The sequence below is a fragment of the Pseudomonas sp. UME65 genome (genome assembly GCF_014170225.1).
Taxonomy (GTDB): domain Bacteria; phylum Pseudomonadota; class Gammaproteobacteria; order Pseudomonadales; family Pseudomonadaceae; genus Aquipseudomonas; species Aquipseudomonas protegens.
The window spans coordinates 726,587-744,149 of the sequence record NZ_LZZQ01000016.1; the positions used below are offsets into that span (position 1 = coordinate 726,587).

18 protein-coding genes and 3 pseudogenes are annotated in these 17,563 nt (G+C 58.4%); 14 read left to right on the forward strand and 7 right to left on the reverse strand.

Annotation, left to right across the window (positions count from 1 at the left end):
- Positions 1 to 70: 70 nt before the first annotated feature.
- The 5 genes from A9971_RS28390 to A9971_RS28410 all read left to right on the forward strand — a co-directional run bounded on the left by A9971_RS28390 (position 71) and on the right by A9971_RS28410 (position 4,627).
- Positions 71 to 325: a helix-turn-helix domain-containing protein gene (locus A9971_RS28390; protein ID WP_174395423.1), complete on the forward strand. Its 255-nt coding sequence runs from the start codon at positions 71 to 73 to the stop codon at positions 323 to 325.
- Positions 326 to 430: 105 nt separating this feature from the next.
- On the forward strand, positions 431 to 1,387 hold the full coding sequence (locus A9971_RS28395; RefSeq protein WP_174395422.1) for a TIGR03756 family integrating conjugative element protein: 957 nt from the start codon (positions 431 to 433) through the stop codon (positions 1,385 to 1,387).
- Positions 1,384 to 2,766 carry an integrating conjugative element protein gene (locus A9971_RS28400; RefSeq protein WP_174395421.1) on the forward strand — a complete coding sequence of 461 codons (1,383 nt, stop codon included), beginning with the start codon at positions 1,384 to 1,386 and terminating at the stop codon, positions 2,764 to 2,766. The genes A9971_RS28395 and A9971_RS28400 overlap by 4 nt, the downstream gene beginning before the upstream one ends.
- 3 nt (positions 2,767 to 2,769) lie before the next feature.
- Positions 2,770 to 3,078: a hypothetical protein gene (locus A9971_RS28405; protein ID WP_183000272.1), complete on the forward strand. Its 309-nt coding sequence runs from the start codon at positions 2,770 to 2,772 to the stop codon at positions 3,076 to 3,078.
- Between the two features lie 10 nt (positions 3,079 to 3,088).
- Entirely contained in the window at positions 3,089 to 4,627 is a 1,539-nt protein-coding gene (locus A9971_RS28410; protein WP_183000273.1) for a conjugal transfer protein TraG N-terminal domain-containing protein, read from the forward strand.
- On the opposite strand, the gene A9971_RS28415 is transcribed toward A9971_RS28410, so the two are convergent.
- The gene (locus A9971_RS28415) at positions 4,620 to 5,027 is read right to left on the reverse strand and encodes a DUF3742 family protein (protein WP_174395418.1); all 408 of its coding nucleotides are present in this window, start codon (positions 5,025 to 5,027) and stop codon (positions 4,620 to 4,622) included. The genes A9971_RS28410 and A9971_RS28415 overlap by 8 nt on opposite strands.
- A gap of 455 nt (positions 5,028 to 5,482) precedes the next feature.
- Here A9971_RS28415 and A9971_RS28420 point away from each other — a divergent pair, with 455 nt between their 5' ends.
- Positions 5,483 to 5,812 (forward strand): hypothetical protein, encoded by a 330-nt coding sequence (locus tag A9971_RS28420; RefSeq protein WP_183000274.1) that lies wholly within the window; start codon positions 5,483 to 5,485, stop codon positions 5,810 to 5,812.
- A gap of 131 nt (positions 5,813 to 5,943) precedes the next feature.
- Positions 5,944 to 6,906, forward strand: coding sequence for an ArdC family protein (locus A9971_RS28425; protein WP_183000275.1), 963 nt, complete (start codon positions 5,944 to 5,946; stop codon positions 6,904 to 6,906).
- 131 nt (positions 6,907 to 7,037) lie between these two features.
- Here A9971_RS28425 and A9971_RS28430 read toward each other — a convergent pair whose 3' ends face one another.
- Positions 7,038 to 7,235: a hypothetical protein gene (locus tag A9971_RS28430; RefSeq protein WP_174395415.1), complete on the reverse strand. Its 198-nt coding sequence runs from the start codon at positions 7,233 to 7,235 to the stop codon at positions 7,038 to 7,040.
- A 224-nt stretch (positions 7,236 to 7,459) separates the two neighbouring features.
- Here A9971_RS28430 and mobH point away from each other — a divergent pair, with 224 nt between their 5' ends.
- Positions 7,460 to 9,190, forward strand: coding sequence for a MobH family relaxase (mobH, locus tag A9971_RS28435; RefSeq protein WP_183000276.1), 1,731 nt, complete (start codon positions 7,460 to 7,462; stop codon positions 9,188 to 9,190).
- Positions 9,191 to 9,491: 301 nt separating this feature from the next.
- Here mobH and A9971_RS28440 read toward each other — a convergent pair whose 3' ends face one another.
- Complete coding sequence (locus A9971_RS28440; protein ID WP_183000277.1) at positions 9,492 to 9,935, reverse strand: hypothetical protein; 444 nt, start codon at positions 9,933 to 9,935, stop codon at positions 9,492 to 9,494.
- 46 nt (positions 9,936 to 9,981) lie between these two features.
- Positions 9,982 to 11,325, reverse strand: a complete 1,344-nt coding sequence (locus tag A9971_RS28445; RefSeq protein WP_183000278.1) for a sodium:proton antiporter — start codon at positions 11,323 to 11,325, stop codon at positions 9,982 to 9,984.
- A 164-nt stretch (positions 11,326 to 11,489) separates the two neighbouring features.
- Between A9971_RS28445 and A9971_RS33375 the strand changes: the two are divergent.
- Positions 11,490 to 11,797 (forward strand): annotated as a pseudogene (locus tag A9971_RS33375) (low affinity iron permease family protein); the annotation flags it as partial.
- On the opposite strand, the gene A9971_RS28455 reads toward A9971_RS33375, so the two are convergent.
- Positions 11,794 to 12,036, reverse strand: coding sequence for a hypothetical protein (locus tag A9971_RS28455; RefSeq protein WP_183000279.1), 243 nt, complete (start codon positions 12,034 to 12,036; stop codon positions 11,794 to 11,796). The pseudogene A9971_RS33375 and the gene A9971_RS28455 sit on opposite strands and share 4 nt — an antisense overlap.
- A gap of 166 nt (positions 12,037 to 12,202) precedes the next feature.
- Here A9971_RS28455 and A9971_RS28460 point away from each other — a divergent pair.
- A pseudogene (locus A9971_RS28460) lies at positions 12,203 to 12,741 on the forward strand (type 1 glutamine amidotransferase domain-containing protein).
- 153 nt (positions 12,742 to 12,894) lie between these two features.
- Here the strand turns inward: A9971_RS28460 and A9971_RS32805 are convergent.
- Positions 12,895 to 13,059: a DUF6021 family protein gene (locus A9971_RS32805; RefSeq protein ID WP_220802902.1), complete on the reverse strand. Its 165-nt coding sequence runs from the start codon at positions 13,057 to 13,059 to the stop codon at positions 12,895 to 12,897.
- A gap of 91 nt (positions 13,060 to 13,150) precedes the next feature.
- Positions 13,151 to 13,531, reverse strand: a complete 381-nt coding sequence (locus A9971_RS28470) for a low affinity iron permease family protein (protein WP_183000280.1) — start codon at positions 13,529 to 13,531, stop codon at positions 13,151 to 13,153.
- Positions 13,532 to 13,696: 165 nt separating this feature from the next.
- Here A9971_RS28470 and A9971_RS28475 point away from each other — a divergent pair, with 165 nt between their 5' ends.
- The 4 genes and pseudogenes from A9971_RS28475 to A9971_RS28490 all read left to right on the forward strand — a co-directional run bounded on the left by A9971_RS28475 (position 13,697) and on the right by A9971_RS28490 (position 17,545).
- Positions 13,697 to 14,617: a DUF72 domain-containing protein gene (locus tag A9971_RS28475; RefSeq protein ID WP_183000281.1), complete on the forward strand. Its 921-nt coding sequence runs from the start codon at positions 13,697 to 13,699 to the stop codon at positions 14,615 to 14,617.
- Positions 14,614 to 15,387 (forward strand): endonuclease/exonuclease/phosphatase family protein, encoded by a 774-nt coding sequence (locus A9971_RS28480; protein WP_183000282.1) that lies wholly within the window; start codon positions 14,614 to 14,616, stop codon positions 15,385 to 15,387. The genes A9971_RS28475 and A9971_RS28480 overlap by 4 nt, the downstream gene beginning before the upstream one ends.
- Positions 15,384 to 16,586 (forward strand): annotated as a pseudogene (clsB, locus tag A9971_RS28485) (cardiolipin synthase ClsB). The gene A9971_RS28480 and the pseudogene clsB overlap by 4 nt, the downstream one beginning before the upstream one ends.
- Positions 16,586 to 17,545, forward strand: coding sequence for a lysylphosphatidylglycerol synthase domain-containing protein (locus A9971_RS28490; RefSeq protein ID WP_183000283.1), 960 nt, complete (start codon positions 16,586 to 16,588; stop codon positions 17,543 to 17,545). Before clsB ends, A9971_RS28490 begins: the two are co-directional and overlap by 1 nt.
- Positions 17,546 to 17,563 lie beyond the last annotated feature (18 nt).

A 17,563-nucleotide genomic window follows, 5' to 3' on the forward strand; every position in this document is an offset into this window, starting at 1 on the left:
TGGCCTAGATCAATGCCAATGTAGACTATATCCCGTGGATTGAGAGTCCCTCAAGGCGCAATTTGCGCGCATGGCTCAAGACTACGAACACCTTCGTCTGCAACTGGCGGAAAACATCCGCTTGATGCGACGCGTGAAAAACCTTACCCAAGAGCAGCTCGCGCTCATGGCCGAGGTGGATCGCACCTACGTCAGTCAAATCGAACGATGCACGGGCAATCCGTCGCTGTTGGTCCTGTGCAAGCTCGCCAATATTCTCGAAATCACCACAGATCAGCTACTTGCAGAACCCGATACTCTGCGCAGCGCCCTTCACGTCAAATAATAGTCTCACGGCTCACAAATCCGATAGATCCGCCTTCATAATTTCCACTGACAATCTTCAGTCCGTAATCGAACCTGCCCAGGCCATACACCGAGAGCCTGGATCATGCCTGTTGCCTGCTCGTCAATCTCGCCCACAAAGCTACGGCCCCTGGCGCTGAGCATCCTGCTGGCGTGCGGTCCAAGCGTGGCGCTGGACACCGTCAGCATCACGTCTTCCGTGCTTTCGCCAAACTGTCTCGACTACAGGGTCGTCGGCATTTGTTTCTGGCTCCTCTGCACGCCCTTCGGCTGCACAGTCAAAACCTCGACCAAGGTTCGTCATTTCATTCCTGAACTGGTGGTCTCGAGCTACGCCACCACCGGCAATAACCCTTGGGCCGAGATGGCTACCCTCTCCTCTCCCATCAGTGGTGCGGAAGGTGGCGGCAACCTGATCACGCCGAACACCCAGCGTGACAACCTACCCCGCTTCAAGAACGTTGATGGCATCGGCCACCCCGGAGGTTGGGCCGCCACACAACTGGCTTCGCAATCCGGCTATGCCTGCGCTAGTGTTGCAACTGCATTCATGCCTTACTACCTGAGCACCTTGGACTCACTGGCCTGGCGCCATGGCATCCCAGAAAGTCTTTACCCCGAGTCGCTCATGCCGGGGCTCCGTGAAATTGGTCGTCAGGCTTCGGGAAACATGTGGGGCAACGTTTATCCCCGGCAGGGCTTTCTGGTACAGCCCGACGACTTCAAGGCGGCCGCCGTCATGGCGCAACGGGCCGGCGATGTGATTACCCGCAATTGGCAGCCGCATGTGTACGTACCACTGACGCCTGCCAAACGCGACGGCTACTGGCCGCCGGGCCCGACCGTTGAAAACGACACTTCGACTCACAAATGGCAATTGCTTTACCCTCAGGTGCAGCCCACGTGCGCCATCTTCCCCAGCGAACCGGTACAGAGCGCGGATGGCGGCTACGCCTGGTCGCTATGGCGCCCCTATAGCTGCTGCAAACGTGAAGGACAAACCTTCCTGTTCGCCATCGACTTCGAAGGCGGTGCTTCATGAACCGGCTTCTCGCGCGACCATGGCTTGCCGTGAAGAGCCTGCTGCTCTGTGGACTGCTCGCGATGGCCACGCATGCCCACGCCGCCGAGGGCGTTTACCGCCTGGGTACTCAAGGCGAAGTACTTGACGACCGAGTCATGTACACCATTGGTGGCGGCTCGGCAGTCGGCTCACCGAGTTCGCTCTACCGACCCAGTGGTCTCGGTGTCGGCGGGTCTTGGCGAGCGAACATGATGTGCGGAAACATGAGTCTCACCAACACCCTGCAAAACCAGCTGAACGGCGCCACCGAAGGTTTCCAGCAGATCATGAGCAGCATCGTGCAGAACGCGACCCAAGCGGTAATGTCGCTGCCAGCGTTGATCATCCAGCGCGCCAATCCCGGCCTCTATGAGTTGCTGAGTAACGGCGTTATGCAGGGTCGCATCGACTTCGACCGATCCAAGCTGACCTGCCAGGCCATGGCCGAGAAGATGGCGGACAAGGTCGGTCAAGCCGGCTGGGGCGCGCTGGCCAAGAACCAGGAGATGCAGGGCAACCTGGAGCAAACCGGTGGCGATGCGGTGGCTGCGGTGAAAAACACCGAGGCCCGCAACGGCAACAATGGCGTGTCCTGGGTCGGCGGCTCGAAGGCTGGAGGTAATGGGCAGATGCCCATACGAGTGACTTCCGACGTGGTGCGCGCGGGCTATAACCTGCTGCATAACCGTTCGGTGGATGACAGTGCCTCGATCAGTGTTAACGATTGCCTGGGTGGGGCTATTTGCCAGACCTGGGCTTCGCCCCAGGAGGAATCCGAGTGGGCCGTTCGGGTGTTGGGCGAGAGCGAAGTTACGACCTGCGACGCCTGCGAAACCCTGCGTGCTACCGCTGGCAGTGGGTTAACGCCGCTGATCCAGGAGGCCTACAGCGAACGTCTCAAGGCCCTGCAAGGGCTGTTGTCGGGCTTACTGCGGCCTACCCCTGACAACCTGGCGAAAGCCTCCAGCCCGATGCTGCCGGTGACCCGTGGCGTGATTGAAGCCCTGCGCGACGATCCTGACCAAGATCTGTTGGCACGCCGCCTGGCCAGTGAGACAGCCTTGTCCAGCGTGCTCGACAAAGCGTTGCTGCTACTGCGCACCCTGCTGGCGGGCAGTCACGAACCGAACATCGCTTCAGCCGAGCCGGCCGAGACAGCCTTGACGAAAAATATCGACGCCCTGGAGCGCGAAATACGTCTGCTACAAACCGAGCTGCAGGTCCGGCAGATGCTCGCAACCAATACCGCCAGCCTGGTGCTCGATCGGCATGCCGGTGGTGCCGATGCTTCGCGTACCGTCGAGCAAGGCGACCCTGAGCCGGGCCGACTCAATGATGCTGACGCTAGGCGCAAGTGAGCCATGAAACGCTCACCGCTATTCACTCTGCTTTCAGGTCTGGGGATTGCCGCGGTGATGATCCTCACCGCCGCACTGGTCGCCTGGATCGGCCGCACTGCGCTGGGTAGTTTCGAGGTCTGGCAGCAGGCAATCGAATCCGTACGACCTTATCTGCGGTGGTGGCGCGCCCTGCTCTACGCCGCCCTCTTTGCGCTCTGGTGGGATCTGCTTCGGCGCTACCGACATCGACCACAGCATCGACTGCGCGTGAAACGCATTGGAGTATTAGGGCTCGTGCTCTTTACCTGCGTCGAACTCACCCGAGTGTGAGGTCACCACCATGCTCATGAGCACCAACAGCTACCTGGAGTTTTACCTCTCTCTGCTGGCCTGGATCATCAACAACGGGCTCTGGAGTGCCCTGTCCGACACCGGGCTATTCGCCGCGCCCTTTGGCGCAATTATCTTGCAGGAATGGTTGTCTGCCCGTCAGCAAGGCGCGGATGAAGGCAACAAGGGACTGCTCTCGGTGCCGCGGATCGAGAACCGGTTGTGGCTGGCCTACATCGTCGTGCTATTTGGCTGCGCCCCCGTCTTTCCGTTGAGCCTCGCCTCAATGGCGTTCGATGATGCGGCGAGCCAGCGCTGCGGCGTGAGTGTCGCCAAGCCGGCGGAAACCGCCTGGGGGACCACCTTCAATACCATCGGCGAACGCTCCGCCAATGTGCCGATCTGGTGGTTTTTGGTGCATGCCTTGAGCAAAGGCGTGACCGCGGCGGCTACCGCCTCCATCCCTTGCGCACCAGATATCCGACAAATGCGCATGGAGATCGACAGTTCGCGCATCGACAGCCAGGTACTGCTGCAGGAAGTCGCCGATTTCACTCGCGACTGCTATGGCTTTTCCCGTTCTCGGTTGTTCACCAACCGTCCGCAGTTGGATAAGGTACAGAGTCACGACGCGTCCTGGATCGGTTCAAGCTATTTTCTCGACACGCCCGGCTACTACGACACCGATCGTTCACGCACACCGCGAGTCAGTTGGCCGTATGACGACAGCCGCGATGTTTCCTTGCCGCGGCTGGAGAATGGCGCGGGCTACCCCACCTGCAAGCAGTGGTGGAGTGATAGCGGTGTTGGGTTGCGCGAGCGCTTGATCCAGCAGGTCGATCCCTCGCTGCTGACTCAGCTGAAAGGTTGGTTGACTGGTCGTTCGAGCAACGAGATCGAGGATGCCACCCTGCGTGAGCTGGTCAGCCCGCGCCAGCAATCGATGTCCATGTCGCCTGGACAGGTGTATCAGGACTATGGCTCCAGTGCCCGAGGCGGCTCGATCAATCAGGGGCTCAATAACCTGGCCACCAATACCGGGTTGGCCCTCGGCTCCTTCAGCAACTTCCCGGCGATGAATGCGCTACGCGCTGCCCTGCCCATGGTGCAGGCCTTCCTGATCATGGGCGTCATCATCAGCTTGCCGCTGATTCTGTTGGTGAGTACCTATCAGCTGAAGACCGTCATGACCGTGACGTTTGCGCTGTTCACGCTGCACATGTTGAGCTTCTGGTGGGAACTGGCTCGTTGGGTCGACTCCAGCATGCTCGATACCTTGTACAACCAGGTCTCGGCGTCCAATCAAGTGCTGTTATCGCTGCCCACATCCGGGTTTATGGATGGGACTGTCACCGCGCAGGTGATCGAGTATGTGATGGGGGCGATGTTCTTGGTGCTGCCTGGACTGTTTTTGGTCGCCATGAGCTGGGCTGGCTACTCAATCGGCAACAGCCTTGAGGGGATGCTAGGTGGTGCAAGCAAAGCCGCGCATGGTGCCGCGGGCAAAGGAACGGATCAGTTGATGGGTGCTACGAAGAAGCTTACCTGACGTTATCAGATGATTTGAAATGACCTATGTAATGGCCATTGTCATCGTAGTTGCCAAGATAGGAGTTAGCCCCAAGGTAGTCAGGACCTGGATTGCCCTCTTCAAAATCCGTGTCGATGACAGCCTTGGACTGCAGAAGGGCAATCACAGCGATCACCACCACAACAGAAGCGGCCAGCCAGAAACAGATAAAGAGCAGCCCTCCGATCATTGCCATTTTGGCAATCAGAAAGCTCCCGCGAACAAGTAATTTACCCGCGGGCAATCCTGCCGTCACCGCACACTCAGCCACGCGGGACTCAAACGCTTTCAAATTGCGATACACGCGCTTTATCGACATGCCACAGGTATATGCCCAGCGGTGGGCACGTGAATTCTGAATAGGGTTCTGAGTCGGCATGGTCTCGCCCTCTGCTGAGCGTTTTCATGGTTGAGACAGGAGTAACAGCCTACTACTGAAAACGGTCCGTACCTGACCGTTTATCAGTTTGCCCAGCCGAAAAATCTTGACTGGAAGACAGAAGACAAGCCCCGTGAAACAGCGTCTCTTCGGAGGTGGACCCGTATAAATCGTCCGGCTAAATACAAGGTACGGATCGCTGTTATCGACAGCACCCCGCCCAGGTAGCCAGAACCTTAAAGGCTACGTCACTTCGATGATGGTTCTCCCCTAGTGCGATTAGCGTTCGGTAGCTCGCACGGTGACCGTTTCTACGGTGATGAACGCCTACTGCACTCCTGAGCGCCTTTCGAGCTCTGCTCGTCAGGGAAATCCTCTTGATTTTCTTCAACCCACTGCGGGGAAATCTTTTCCCCCACGGGACAGGTTTCTTCACGTTTCAACGGAGACATACCATGCCCGACACACTTACACCGGAAACACTGAACACCCTTCGGTTGCCCATCGTGTTCACCCCTGGCGCGTGGCAACGCGCAGTACTGCTCGAGCAATCCGATCACGCTGAGAAGCTGCAGGTCGATCGGTTGAGCCACGTACTGCGCGCAGCCTTCGAAGCCCATCTGGCCTATCCAAACAAGCCCTACGTGCTGTTCGAGATAATCCACATTGAACCAACCGATCACTTAGACCACGACCCGTTGCTGCAATTGAGTCTGAGCCTACTCCAAGAGCCGGGTCAGCCTGGCGCCTTGCTGATAGCGCTTGCAGGAGAACACAAGCGCTAAGCGCAATTGGCGGCGCCCACCTCCACACTCGGACGGCATGCAAGACCTGCATCAATCCAGCACATCACCCAATCGGGGAACCCTCCCCGACGGGCACGGCGTTCCTCCGTTTTTCTCTCGAGGAAATAGCCATGCGCGATATCTACCAAGACGTGACTGACAAGATCGTTACCGCATTAGACCAAGGCGTTGCTCCCTGGATCAAACCCTGGTCCTCAAGTGGCTCAGCTGACGTCGGTCATCATCACCCCTACCCCATCAACGCCATCACGCGGCGTCCCTATTCTGGGATCAATTTACCGTTGCTCTGGGCCGAGGCCAGGTTGCAGGGGTTTACTCAAGATCATTGGCTGACTTTCAATCAAGCCAAAAAGGCTGGCGGGCACATCCGTAAGGGTGAGCACAGCACACTGGCGGTGCTCTACAAGCCGATGGAGCGCGAGGAACAGACCGAGTTAGGCCAACCCGTACTCGATGAAAACGGTCAGCCCAAGGTCACTCACTTCGGCATTCTCAGGACACATTTTCTGTTCAACATCGAGCAAACGGAGGGGCTCGAAATGCTCAATGAAACCCTGTTCGAGACGGAACAGAGTGATCCCTTCCAGCCCAACAGCGCCGCGGAAAATTTGCTGTTAAGTTCAGGTGCACACATCGTTCATCGGCCGACCGACGAAGCCTTTTACCACCCGATCAGGGATCTCATCCAACTGCCGACAAAAGCACAATTTCATGAGGAAGGCGGGTACTACGCCACCGCACTTCATGAGCTGACGCACTGGACCGGGCATCACGCTCGGTTACAGCGCGAAGGCGTGACGTCAGCCTGTCCGTACGGATCACCAGGCTACGCGTTTGAAGAGTTGATCGCCGAAATGGGCGCTGCGTTTTTATGTGCCTACACCGGCATACCGGGAGAGCTCCGGCACGAGGGCTACATCGACTCCTGGCTCGGCCTGCTCGAGGCTGACAAACGTGCGATCTTCCGCGCAAGTGGTCACGCCCGCAGCGCCTCGGAGTATGTACTCAACCTGGAGCAGCAACTGAAGCAAGCGGTCTTGGATGACTCGCCTTGCATGAACGATGGAGCTTAATCGATATCTCACCGTTACAAACGCGACACAAGGCCCAACGCGAGTTGGGCCCTTTTTATGCTCAGAAGAAAAGCTCCATGCCGCGGGATCCTGACGCAAAGAACAAGAGAGGCGCACACACCATCAGCCTGTCATTCCGCATCCAGGTTCTGCGCCAGAAAATCCAGCAGCTCGAGGGGACTCCGGCTGTCGATCACCTTGTAGATCAGATCGCGCTTACTGCGCGGCAACTTCTTGACCACGCTCTTCGCCGAGGCTCTGACGGCTTCGTCTGTCCCATGGATACGTGCCGCAAGCAGCAAAACCAGCGTGGCGTCTGTCAGGTTCATGGCAAGCCCCGAGAAAATTCGCACCGCAGTGTACCGACTCTTGTCTTTTCCGTACCAGCCCTCCAACAAGACGATGTCTAGCCGTATCAATATTCCGATTGCCGCACAAAAGGACACGCACCAAAAGGATGGGTAAGGGTCGGAAGGGAATGGGGATTCAAGGGTAAGAGCCCTACCCGAAAAGGCTAAAAGGCCACTGATCCAGTCACTTCCCGGAGGTCACGATGCTCAGTCTGTTTCGCCACAAAAGGCAGAAGCCCCTTCCGCCACCGACCGTGAGCGTCGCCGAAGGTTACCTGCCCATCGAGTCGGCCCACAGCTTGTTAGCAGCGGAGCATCGCCGCCAGTTGCTCGATCGCATCTGGCAGTACACCGCCCTCTCCCACGCCCAATTCACCCAGCTCTATTTAAATCCAATCCATCGCTACGCCGAACAGGTCCAGCTACTCCCGGCCAGCGAGACGCACCACCATGCGTACCTCGGTGGCATGCTCGACCATGGCCTGGAGCTGGTCGCTTGCAGTTTGAAACTGCGTCAGTCATATCTACTGCCCACCGGCGCCGCGCCCGAAGACCAAGCCGCCCAGACCGATGCCTGGTCGGCAGGCATCGCCTATGGCGCCCTGCTGCATGACATCGGCAAGATCGCCGTGGACGTGCGGGTCGAACGCCAGGATGGCCGTGTTTGGCATCCTTGGCAGGGCTCCCTGGATCAGCCCTACCGTTTTCGTTACATCAAGGGTCGTGACTATCACTTGCACGGCGCCGCTGCAGGTTTGCTCTACACACAGATTCTCGACCGTCCGATTCTGGACTGGCTCAGTGGATTTCCGCCACTGTGGGCCAGCCTGCTGTATGTCCTGGCGGGCCAGTACGAACGTGCCGGCGTGCTCGGTGAGTTGGTGATGCAGGCAGACCGTGTTTCCACCGCACAGAACATCGGTGGTAACCCGAGCAAGGCGCTGCAAGCGCCGATTCATTCGCTGCAACATCACTTGATCAGCGGACTGCGTCATCTGGTTCTGCACGAGCTGAAACTCAACCAGCCGGGTGCGGCTGCTTGGTTGACTCAAGACGCACTCTGGCTCGTGAGCAAGACGGTCACGGACAAGCTGCGAGCCTATTTGCTGTCGCAATCAATTGAGGGCATTCCCTCGTCCAACCTCGCGGTGTTCGACGAGCTGCAATCGTATGGACTGGTCGAGTCCACCCCGGAAGGTAAAGCCATCTGGAACGCGCTTGTGACACAGGGAACCTGGCAGCAGAGTTTCACTTTTCTGCGCCTTCAGCCGGCACTGATTTGGGGAGACGAAGACCGGCCTATGTCGTTCAGCGGAACGGTGAACATTGTGGCTCATGACCACTCATCTGACACCCCGCTACCAACACCAGCGCCCGAGACAGTCGGTGCAGAATCAGGTCAAAGCCAACCGCAACCGGATCCCATGGCGATAGAGGATGCTGATTACCTCGGCACGTTGCTGGACAGGTTCGAGTTGGAAGAGCCTGAGGTCCGTGACGTACCGCCAGAAAGTGCTGTCGAAACCTTAACGCATCAATCGCATAGACCAGGCCAGGCGTTCCTGAATTGGGTCAAGGAAGGCATTCTCAGCCACAAGCTGATCATCAACGACAGCAAGGCTAAAATCCACACGGTGGCTGGGAGCGTATTTCTGGTCACGCCTGGTCTCTTTCAACGCTATACGCAGGAATTCCCCGGTATCTCGCAGGGCGCCTGTCAGGAAATCGAAGAATGGCGCTGGGTGCAGAAGCAGTTTGAGAAACTGAAGGTCCACAGGAAACGCGACAATGGTTTAAATATTTGGGTCTGTCAGGTGGAAGGTCCTCGGAAGAAAGGAAAACTCCAGGGCTATTTGCTAGAAAAACCAAAACTATTATTCGAAGCTACGCCGGCGCCTCCAGACAATATTTTTTTAAAAATTGAAAAATCTTAAAGGTCCGTAACATCCCAGACCCGACTCAGGCAACCAGGCGAAGGTTTGCGCACTGCGCGTCAGTCCCTATTGCCAGCTCAACGATTTAAATACATCTCACAGGGCACAAGTCGAAGCCGAACGCACCACTCTTTGACCCTGCAGATGCTCCCTGCCAGCGCCTTAGAGCTACATCTCGGCAATCGCCCATTTCATAATACTTCGCTCAAACGGGGACAGCTGCATCCCATCCAGGCGGATCGCCAAGTGTCGTAACTTGTTCAGCAGGTCATTCAAGTTGTCAGATGGAAGAATTGAACTCTTAATACGCGTCGAGACCTGCGTGGGAATCCCATATTCGTCCAGCGCCGTCAGTAAGGGATCGTGAAAAAAGGTTCTCCATCTGCTCAGAGAAGAAGCTGAAGCCTCCTGGCTCAATATTGCGCTGGGTGAAGACATCCGCCTGGATCTTGCTTATGGCCATAAAATCACGAGGAAGGCGATAGCACAGGACGTTACGGATAAACTTGAGACGAAGGTTGAGCGCTTCGCTCGCAGTGGTGCCCGCTCGGTTAGTGTCGATTGCGTTCTGCAGATACGCCGAGAAGTCTTTCTCCATTCGGACAGAGTTGATATGAAAGGCGAGCTGAGGGCCTGAAGTGATTCCATAATCCATCAGTTTGGTCTGAAGGTGATCACAGACTAAGGTGCACACGTATTCGAGCTGGTTTTGTTCAGGGTGAATAGCCCCGGGTTTCGTAGACACCTCTTTGCCTTAAATGGACTGCCCTGGCACATTTCAGTTGCAGCCATCAGGAGATCCTCTCCTTCGACGCTTCGTATCTGGCAAGGAGCGGCTGGACACTCAACCCATGCAGCATAATGCTCAACGCCACCACTGACAGCACCAGGTTGATGCTTTGCTCGGCCAAGGTGGGAAGCAGGCCATGATTCAGGGCATAGAACAGGTAGTAGAAGCTGCCGATACCTCGGATGCCAAACCACCCTAAAAGCCTTCGCTGGCGGATATCTAGCATTCCTCGAGCCGGGAACAGCAAGATGCTGATGGGGCGAATGACAAAAAACAAGGCGCCGGCAACCAGCACTGCCCACCAGTCCCAATGCTCAATGAGCACTACCCCGAGCAGGGTCACCAGAAATACTTCCATTGCCCGTTCGATCAGGCTACCGAAAGCCAGCATGTCACCCAACATGATCCCCGCTGCTACCTGCGAGTCGTCGAGCCCTTTCACATCGCCTTTGACGGCTAGCTCCGGTGCCACGTGCTGGTGCCCCACCACAGGCTGTACCAAATGTTCAGCAGCCGGCTCTTCTGGACTATTGGCGGTCTGAACCTCCGCCTGCCGCAAACCCAGGCCCGCAGCGAACACTGCGAGGAACCCATAAGCCTGTATCGACTCGGCGCTCACGTATGCCAACGCTATCAGGGCAAGGGCCAGATAGTCATTGGGCGAGACGGTGCTGTCGTCGTTGCGCAGACGCAAGAACAGCGTGAGCTTGCCCAGGCCGCGCCCCATCCAGTAGCCAAGCAACAGGCCTGCGGTTACTGCCCACAGCATGTCCTTGAGCAACCAGTCACTGAACCAGGCCTGTCCATTGTCCTGTTGCAGGAACAGTCCAAGCATGACGAAGGGAAACGCCACGCCGTCGTTGAGCCCTGCCTCACCCGACAAGCTGAAACGGACAAGATCATCGTCCTGTGCATCAACCACCTGCACCAGGGTTGCCAGAACGGGGTCAGTGGGTGCGAGGATCGCCCCGATCAGTAGCGAGACTCCCCAACCCAAGTTCAGCCCGTAATGCAGCACCAGCGTTACCCCAGCAATGCACGTCAACATCACCGGCCCCGCTAGAAAAAAGGCGCTGCACCAACGGCGGTTGTGCAAAGGCAGGCGCAATTTCAAACCATTGAAGAATAGCGAAAATAACACCGCGACCTCTGTGAGGTGCTCCATCCACCCGCTCGACTTGCTCAAATCCAGCTGAAGAAAACCCAGCCCCGATGTACCCAGGCCGATACCCAGGGCAAGGCACACTACAGACGAGGTCACAGGGATCCAGCGCAGGTAGGAGGATGAGAGTGCGAGCAGCAGCAAGACTGCGCCCAGCATGGCGAACCAGACGATGAAGGTCATCTGCGCAGAAGCCTAGGGAAAGTTTTCGAGTATTTTTTTGACTTTCCGGCACGCAACGGCGTTCCGCTGCACTTAGTGAATTCACCCAATACCTCGGGTAATGTAAAAAAAATTTCAGCACTCCGCTGCCGTCAAACCCTCTAGATCGCAGTGGAGATTACGTCATGAAATTCGCCCAGTTTTGCCAATGGCTCGCCAACCACGCCGGTAAACCGAACACCTTTTTGATCGCCGTGGTGTTGATTGCCATGTGGGCTGCATCTGGGTCTTGGTTTCACTACAAAGATACGTGGCAACTTATCGTCAACACGTGGACCACCGTCATCACATTCCTGATGGTTTTTCTGATTCAGAACACCTAAAACCGGGATAACGACATCATCCACGTGAAGCTCGACGAACTGATCCGCGCTACGGGCAGGCGGCTGCGGATGCCATTGATATTGAAGGTGGCGATCTTCAGCGCTTTCATGCGTCAGGGTCACTCACGTGAGCCTGCACGGCATCTTCCAGTGCCCGAATATCTGCCTCGTCGGCCAATGCCTTCAGCGCCAACCAGTCATCCCAGTCAATGGAACCATCGTCCCGCAGCGCCTCGGCGGTGCAAACCAGTTCATGGTAGTAAGCATCTGGCGATTCGCGCCGGTAGCTGATGCCGTCGTACTGCGCGTACCAGGCTTCAAGTTCAGGAATGCTGCGTTCGATGCTCATGACGGCCACCTCGTTCTATCCCTGCTAGTGAGAGCCCAAGCGCTGCGCAATGTTCAACCGCAACGGTCAGTCGGTCAGCCTCCCTACCGCTGAAGTAGTGCATTGGAACTTCTCACCCCTTCCGAGACGTCCCACATCCACACCTGGCGAAAATGGAGATTGAACGATGAGTGCAAAACTGAGTGGCAAGCGCGTAGCCTTTCTGGTCACCGATGGCTTCGAACAAGTGGAGTTGACCGGACCTCGTGAAGCCTTGCAGAAAAACGGGGCCGTGGTCGACATTCTGAGTGACAAGGAAGGCACTGTCCGCGGCTGGAACCATGACAAGCCGGCCGACGGGTTTGCGGTGGACGCGATATACGACAGCGCCCCCTCGACCTTTACGATGCCATCGTACTACCGGGTGGGGTACAAAATTCCGTCACCATCCGCCTGATACCTGGCGCCCAGAAACTGGTCAACAGCCACAACTCGGCCAGCAAGCCACTGGCGGTAATCTGCCACGGTGCCTGGCTGCTGGTATCGAGTGGATTGGCCAAGGGCAAACGGATGACCAGTTACAAGACCTTGCAGGATGATATCCGCAATGCAGGTGGCCACTAGGTAGATGAAGAGGTAGTGGTGGACGGCAACCTGATCAGCAGCCGCAAGCCGGATGATATCCCCGCCTTCAGCGAGCAATTGATCAAAGCCCTTGCTGGCTAGCTTCCTGCCCCATGAACTGGCAAAAAACTAGTTTGCCAGTTCAACAAGCCCGCGCCGTTTGCCCCGGAATGGCAGGCATGTCAAGCTGTGGAAGACGAGCCGGGGCAACAGATGGATGCAGGTGCGGCAGGCATTCGTCCACGGTAGTCAGGCTTACACTTTCTTTTCCACGTCCCTGGGTGGTTTCGCGGGGCCTTGCGGGTCCACTTGAGGGTCATCCAGCTCCGGAGAGTCCGGATCGAACCCCAGGTCCCGATCCGTCGTTGAATGATCGGAAGAATGGGGGCCTTTCTGCCGCTGATCGTCGGGTTTGTTCATCATCCAGTCTCCGAAGTGTGAGAAGTGTGGTTTGTTCACCGTCACGGTCTTGCCCATATCTGAACAACGCCATGGCTTGATCTTGACCACGTCAATGGGAGTCCTCCCTGTCCGGCCCCGCTTCGTCGTGTTCCCCCAGTTGCTGGTATCGCTCTCGAAGCGCATCGAGTTCAGCAGACCCTATATCCTCAAGGTCGAGCAACGCCTTGTGCGCCCGCTGGGTAGTGCGCAATAGTTCGTCAAGTTTTATGTGCAACTCGTCGCTATCACGGTTTTGGGTATTCTGGATCAGGAACACCATCAGGAATGTGATGATCGTGGTCGACGTATTGATAACCAGCTGCCATGTGTCGTTGAAATGAAATAGAGGCCCGCTTACGCCCAAGGCAACGATCAACATCAAGGCAATAACGAAGGTCAACGGCCGCCCGCTGTGGTTGGCTAGCCATTGTGCAAACCGATCAAACTTCATGGCTGAGCCTCCTTCATGGTGTACCTCAGTGGAACCCTGGCATCCGGTGGAGGATTGCAACTACGGTAAAGTTCCCCTTTTTGCATGGCATCCACTCGTCAATCCCGCTGAACAATCTGGTCCAGCTGCATGTCGCTACTGTTAAGTACAGGAGCGCAGGGGGCTATGGTGAGTGAGATCCACATTGGAATTTCCGGTTGGCGCTATGGCCCATGGCGCAAGAATTTCTACCCCGAGGGGCTGCGCCAGGACGACGAGCTGGCATTTGCCTCGCGGGCAGTCAACAGTATCGAAATCAACGGTTCGTTCTACGCACTGCAAACCCCCGAGCGCTATGGCAAGTGGCGTGACGAGACACCGCAGGGATTCGTGTTCTCGGTCAAGGCGCCGCGCTACATCACCCACGTATGCAGGCTCCGCGAAATCGACGAGGCGCTTGCCAACTTCTTCGCATCGGGCCCCTTGCTGCTGGGTGACAAGCTGGGCCCCTTCCTGTGGCAGTTTCCCCCAAACCTGAAATTCGACGCACAGCGCTTCAGCGACTTTCTGGCCAAGCTGCCACGCGACCGCAAAGCCGCTCGCAGCCTTGCGCGCCACGCCGCCGAACGCCTGCAAGGCAACGGGAGCACTGCCGTGCCGGGTAATGCGCGCCTGCGCCACGCCGTGGAAATCCGCCACCCCAGCTTCCTCTGCGACACCTTCATCAACCTGCTATGCAAGCACAAGGTTGCCCTGGTGGTCGCCGACACCGCCGGCAAATGGCCCTATGTGGAAGAGATCACGGCCGATTTCGTGTACCTGCGCCTGCATGGCGATGTCGAACTGTACAGCAGCGGCTACACGGCCAGGGCGCTGCGCCGCTGGCGCCTGCGCATCCAAGCCTGGGCTGCGGGCAGCCAGCCTGAGGATGCTCAGCGTGTGGTGCGCCGCGCCCCGGCAAAACGCAACTCCCGTGACGTTTACTGCTACTTCGACAACGACCAGAAAGTCCATGCCCCCTACGATGCCCGCCGCCTGCTGGACAAGCTAGGCCTTGACGGCGAGCTGGTGACCGAACCAGGCGTCGAGCCGCAGGAGCCGCTATGAACCCGACACTGCCCGCCCCCCGCTGCATCATTGACAAGGTCACCGCCGTACATCGCCTGACGGTACTGACCCTCAATGTGCACAAAGGCTTCACCTTGTTCAACCGCCGCTTCATTTTACCCTCGCTGCGCGAGGCGGTACGCTCGACCGGCGCCGACCTGGTGTTTCTTCAGGAGGTGCATGGCAGTCATCAACACCATGCCGAGCGCTATCCTAAGTGGCCACAGACACGCCAATACGAATTCCTCGCCGGCAGCATGTGGCCGCAGTTCGCCTATGGCCGCAATGCGGTCTACCCCCATGGCGACCATGGCAACGCCCTGCTGTCCAAGTTCCCCATCCGTGCCCATGACAACCTGGATGTTTCGGTCCATGGCAACGAAGAACGGGGCCTGCTGCATTGCCAGCTGGAAGTGCCGGGCCATGAACAGGTGCACACAGTCTGCGTACACCTGGGCCTGCGTGAAGAGCATCGTCAGCGTCAGGTCGGCCTGCTGCTGGCATTGCTTGACAGCCTGCCGCCGGATAAGCCCGTGATCGTCGCCGGCGACTTCAACGACTGGCGCCTGAAAGCAGATGCGCGGCTGTCGGGACACCTGGTGGAGGCTTTCGGCAAGCCGGCACGCAGCTTTCCCGCGCGCTTGCCGATGCTGCGGCTGGACCGCATCTACCTGCGTAACGCACAAGCTTGCGAAGCACGGGTGTTGTCCAGATACCCATGGTCCCACCTCTCCGACCATGCCCCGCTGGTGGCGCAGGTGACGCTATGAAGCAGCCTTGGTGCGACGGCAACCGCGTCGAGTTGCTAATAAACGGCGAGCAGTATTACTCCCGCGTATTCGAGGCCATGGCCCAGGCACGCCAGGAAATCCTCCTGGAAACCTTCATCATTTACGACGACAAGGTCGGTCAACCCTTGCGCCAAGCCCTGATCGATGCCGCGCGGCGCGGGGTGCGGGTCGAGGTGGCGGTGGACGGCTACGGCACCACCGACCTGCCTGACGAGTTCATCTCGTCGATGACCGAGGCCGGGGTGCGGGTCCATTCGTTCGATCCGCAACCACGGCTGGTGGGCATGCGCACCAACCTGTTTCGCCGCTTGCACCGCAAGATCCTCGTGATCGACGGACAACGCGCCTTCATCGGCGGCATCAATTACAGTGCCGACCACCTGGGTGACTTCGGTCCACAGGCCAAGCAGGACTACGCCGTGGAGGTCGTCGGCCCGGTGGTGGCCCAGGTGCATGCTTCTTCCTGCCGCATGCTCGCACCGGTGCTGGATGCCGCCAGCAGGGTTCAGCCGGGCGGCATCGCTTCAGGCACGGCCAGCGCCGTGCTGGTGGAACGCGACAACCAGCGCCATCGCAACGATATCGAAGCCTGCTAACTGCAAGTTTTCCGTGAAGCAAGGCAACGAATCGTCGTGGCCAACGCCTATTTCTTCCCCGGCTACCTCTTGCTGCGCGAATTGCGCAACGCCGCCCGGCGCGGGGTCGAGGTGACGCTGATCCTCCAGGGGCAACCGGACATGCGCTGGGTGCGTGCGCTCTCGCGGCTGCTCTACAACTACCTGTTGCGCGACGACGTGCGCATCCATGAGTACTGCCAGCGGCCGCTCCATGGCAAGGTTGCGTTGGTGGACAACGACTGGTCCACCGTTGGCTCAAGCAACCTCGACCCACTGAGCCTGTCGTTCAACCTTGAGGCCAACCTGCTGATCCGCGACCCCGCGTTCAACGAACAGCTGTACCAGCACTTGACCGAACTTAGCCGGGAGTACTGCAAAACCGTGACGCTGGAGCGCATGGTGCGCGGCTACTGGTGGCGTGCTCCGCTGATCTTTCTGAGCTTCCACATCACGCGCTATTTCCCGCGGATCGCCGGCTGGTTTCCGGCGCACCGGCAGCGCCTGCAGTCGCTGCAAGCCGACGGCGAGGCCCCCGCCGACTACCAGGGGGGCAAGACCTGATGGCCACTTCACGCTGGAAGACCTGGGGCAAACGCTTGCTGACCGTGCTGTTCCTGGTATTGATACCCGCACTGCTGTTCACTCTGGCGCGTCACCTGGACTGGAACGAAGTCCGCCAGTCGCTGGTGGCGTACCGGCCCTCGACCCTGGCCTTGGGGTTGCTGCTGGCCCTGTGCAGCTACCTGGTATTCGCCAGTTACGACCTGCTCGCCCGCGCCTATACCGGCCACCGTCTGCCAGCCCGGCAGGTGCTGCCGGTAGCGTTCGTCTGCTATGCGTTCAACCTTAACTTCACCACTTGGGTCGGTGGCGTTGCCCTGCGTTATCGCCTGTACAGCCGGCTGAGCCTGGATAACCCAACCATCACCCGCATTCTCACCTTGGGGCTGTTGACCAACTGGATGGGCTACCTGCTGGTGGCCGGCACGGTATTCGCCCTAGGCTTCGTCAAGCTGCCGGAAAGCTGGGGGGTGGGTGCCAGCGGCCTGCGCCTGATCGGCGTTTTGATGGTAGCGGTGGCGTTGGCTTACCTGTGCGCCTGCGCCTTCGCCAAGCGGCGCACGTGGGCGCTGCGCGGGCACGAAATCACCCTGCCGAGCCTGCGTATGGCGCTATGCCAGGTGGCGCTGGGTGCAAGCAACTGGGCGCTGATGGCAGCGCTGATTCACCTGCTGTTGCCGCCTGAGCTGTTCTATCCCTCGGTGCTGGGTGTGTTGCTGATCAGTTGCGTCGCCGGGGTGGTCGCGCACATTCCCGCCGGGCTCGGCGTACTGGAAGCCGTATTCCTGGCGCTGCTCCACGGCCAGCTAGGCCAAGGCACCCTGGTTGCCGCACTGCTCGGCTATCGGACGTTATACTACCTGATCCCGCTGCTGTTGGCGGTGGTGACCTACCTGATCCTCGAAAAGCGTGCAAAGGCCTTGCGCAGACAGGCCGGGGCAGCCCTCGACAAGCGCTGACGGGCCCTGGTGCCCGGG

What these genes read in the sequence shown, in the direction of transcription:
- A9971_RS28490 (WP_183000283.1), top strand. Translation starts at nt 16,586, where the DNA reads ATGGCCACTTCACGCTGGAAGACCTGGGGCAAACGCTTGCTGACCGTG.
- A9971_RS28405 (WP_183000272.1), top strand. Translation starts at nt 2,770, where the DNA reads ATGAAACGCTCACCGCTATTCACTCTGCTTTCAGGTCTGGGGATTGCC.
- A9971_RS28390 (WP_174395423.1), top strand. Translation starts at nt 71, where the DNA reads ATGGCTCAAGACTACGAACACCTTCGTCTGCAACTGGCGGAAAACATC.
- A9971_RS32805 (WP_220802902.1), bottom strand. Translation starts at nt 13,059, where the DNA reads ATGAACAAACCCGACGATCAGCGGCAGAAAGGCCCCCATTCTTCCGAT.
- A9971_RS28395 (WP_174395422.1), top strand. Translation starts at nt 431, where the DNA reads ATGCCTGTTGCCTGCTCGTCAATCTCGCCCACAAAGCTACGGCCCCTG.
- A9971_RS28455 (WP_183000279.1), bottom strand. Translation starts at nt 12,036, where the DNA reads ATGAGCATCGAACGCAGCATTCCTGAACTTGAAGCCTGGTACGCGCAG.
- A9971_RS28425 (WP_183000275.1), top strand. Translation starts at nt 5,944, where the DNA reads ATGCGCGATATCTACCAAGACGTGACTGACAAGATCGTTACCGCATTA.
- A9971_RS28480 (WP_183000282.1), top strand. Translation starts at nt 14,614, where the DNA reads ATGAACCCGACACTGCCCGCCCCCCGCTGCATCATTGACAAGGTCACC.
- A9971_RS28420 (WP_183000274.1), top strand. Translation starts at nt 5,483, where the DNA reads ATGCCCGACACACTTACACCGGAAACACTGAACACCCTTCGGTTGCCC.
- A9971_RS28400 (WP_174395421.1), top strand. Translation starts at nt 1,384, where the DNA reads ATGAACCGGCTTCTCGCGCGACCATGGCTTGCCGTGAAGAGCCTGCTG.
- A9971_RS28415 (WP_174395418.1), bottom strand. Translation starts at nt 5,027, where the DNA reads ATGCCGACTCAGAACCCTATTCAGAATTCACGTGCCCACCGCTGGGCA.
- A9971_RS28470 (WP_183000280.1), bottom strand. Translation starts at nt 13,531, where the DNA reads ATGAAGTTTGATCGGTTTGCACAATGGCTAGCCAACCACAGCGGGCGG.
- A9971_RS28445 (WP_183000278.1), bottom strand. Translation starts at nt 11,325, where the DNA reads ATGACCTTCATCGTCTGGTTCGCCATGCTGGGCGCAGTCTTGCTGCTG.
- A9971_RS28475 (WP_183000281.1), top strand. Translation starts at nt 13,697, where the DNA reads ATGGTGAGTGAGATCCACATTGGAATTTCCGGTTGGCGCTATGGCCCA.
- mobH (WP_183000276.1), top strand. Translation starts at nt 7,460, where the DNA reads ATGCTCAGTCTGTTTCGCCACAAAAGGCAGAAGCCCCTTCCGCCACCG.
- A9971_RS28410 (WP_183000273.1), top strand. Translation starts at nt 3,089, where the DNA reads ATGCTCATGAGCACCAACAGCTACCTGGAGTTTTACCTCTCTCTGCTG.
- A9971_RS28430 (WP_174395415.1), bottom strand. Translation starts at nt 7,235, where the DNA reads ATGAACCTGACAGACGCCACGCTGGTTTTGCTGCTTGCGGCACGTATC.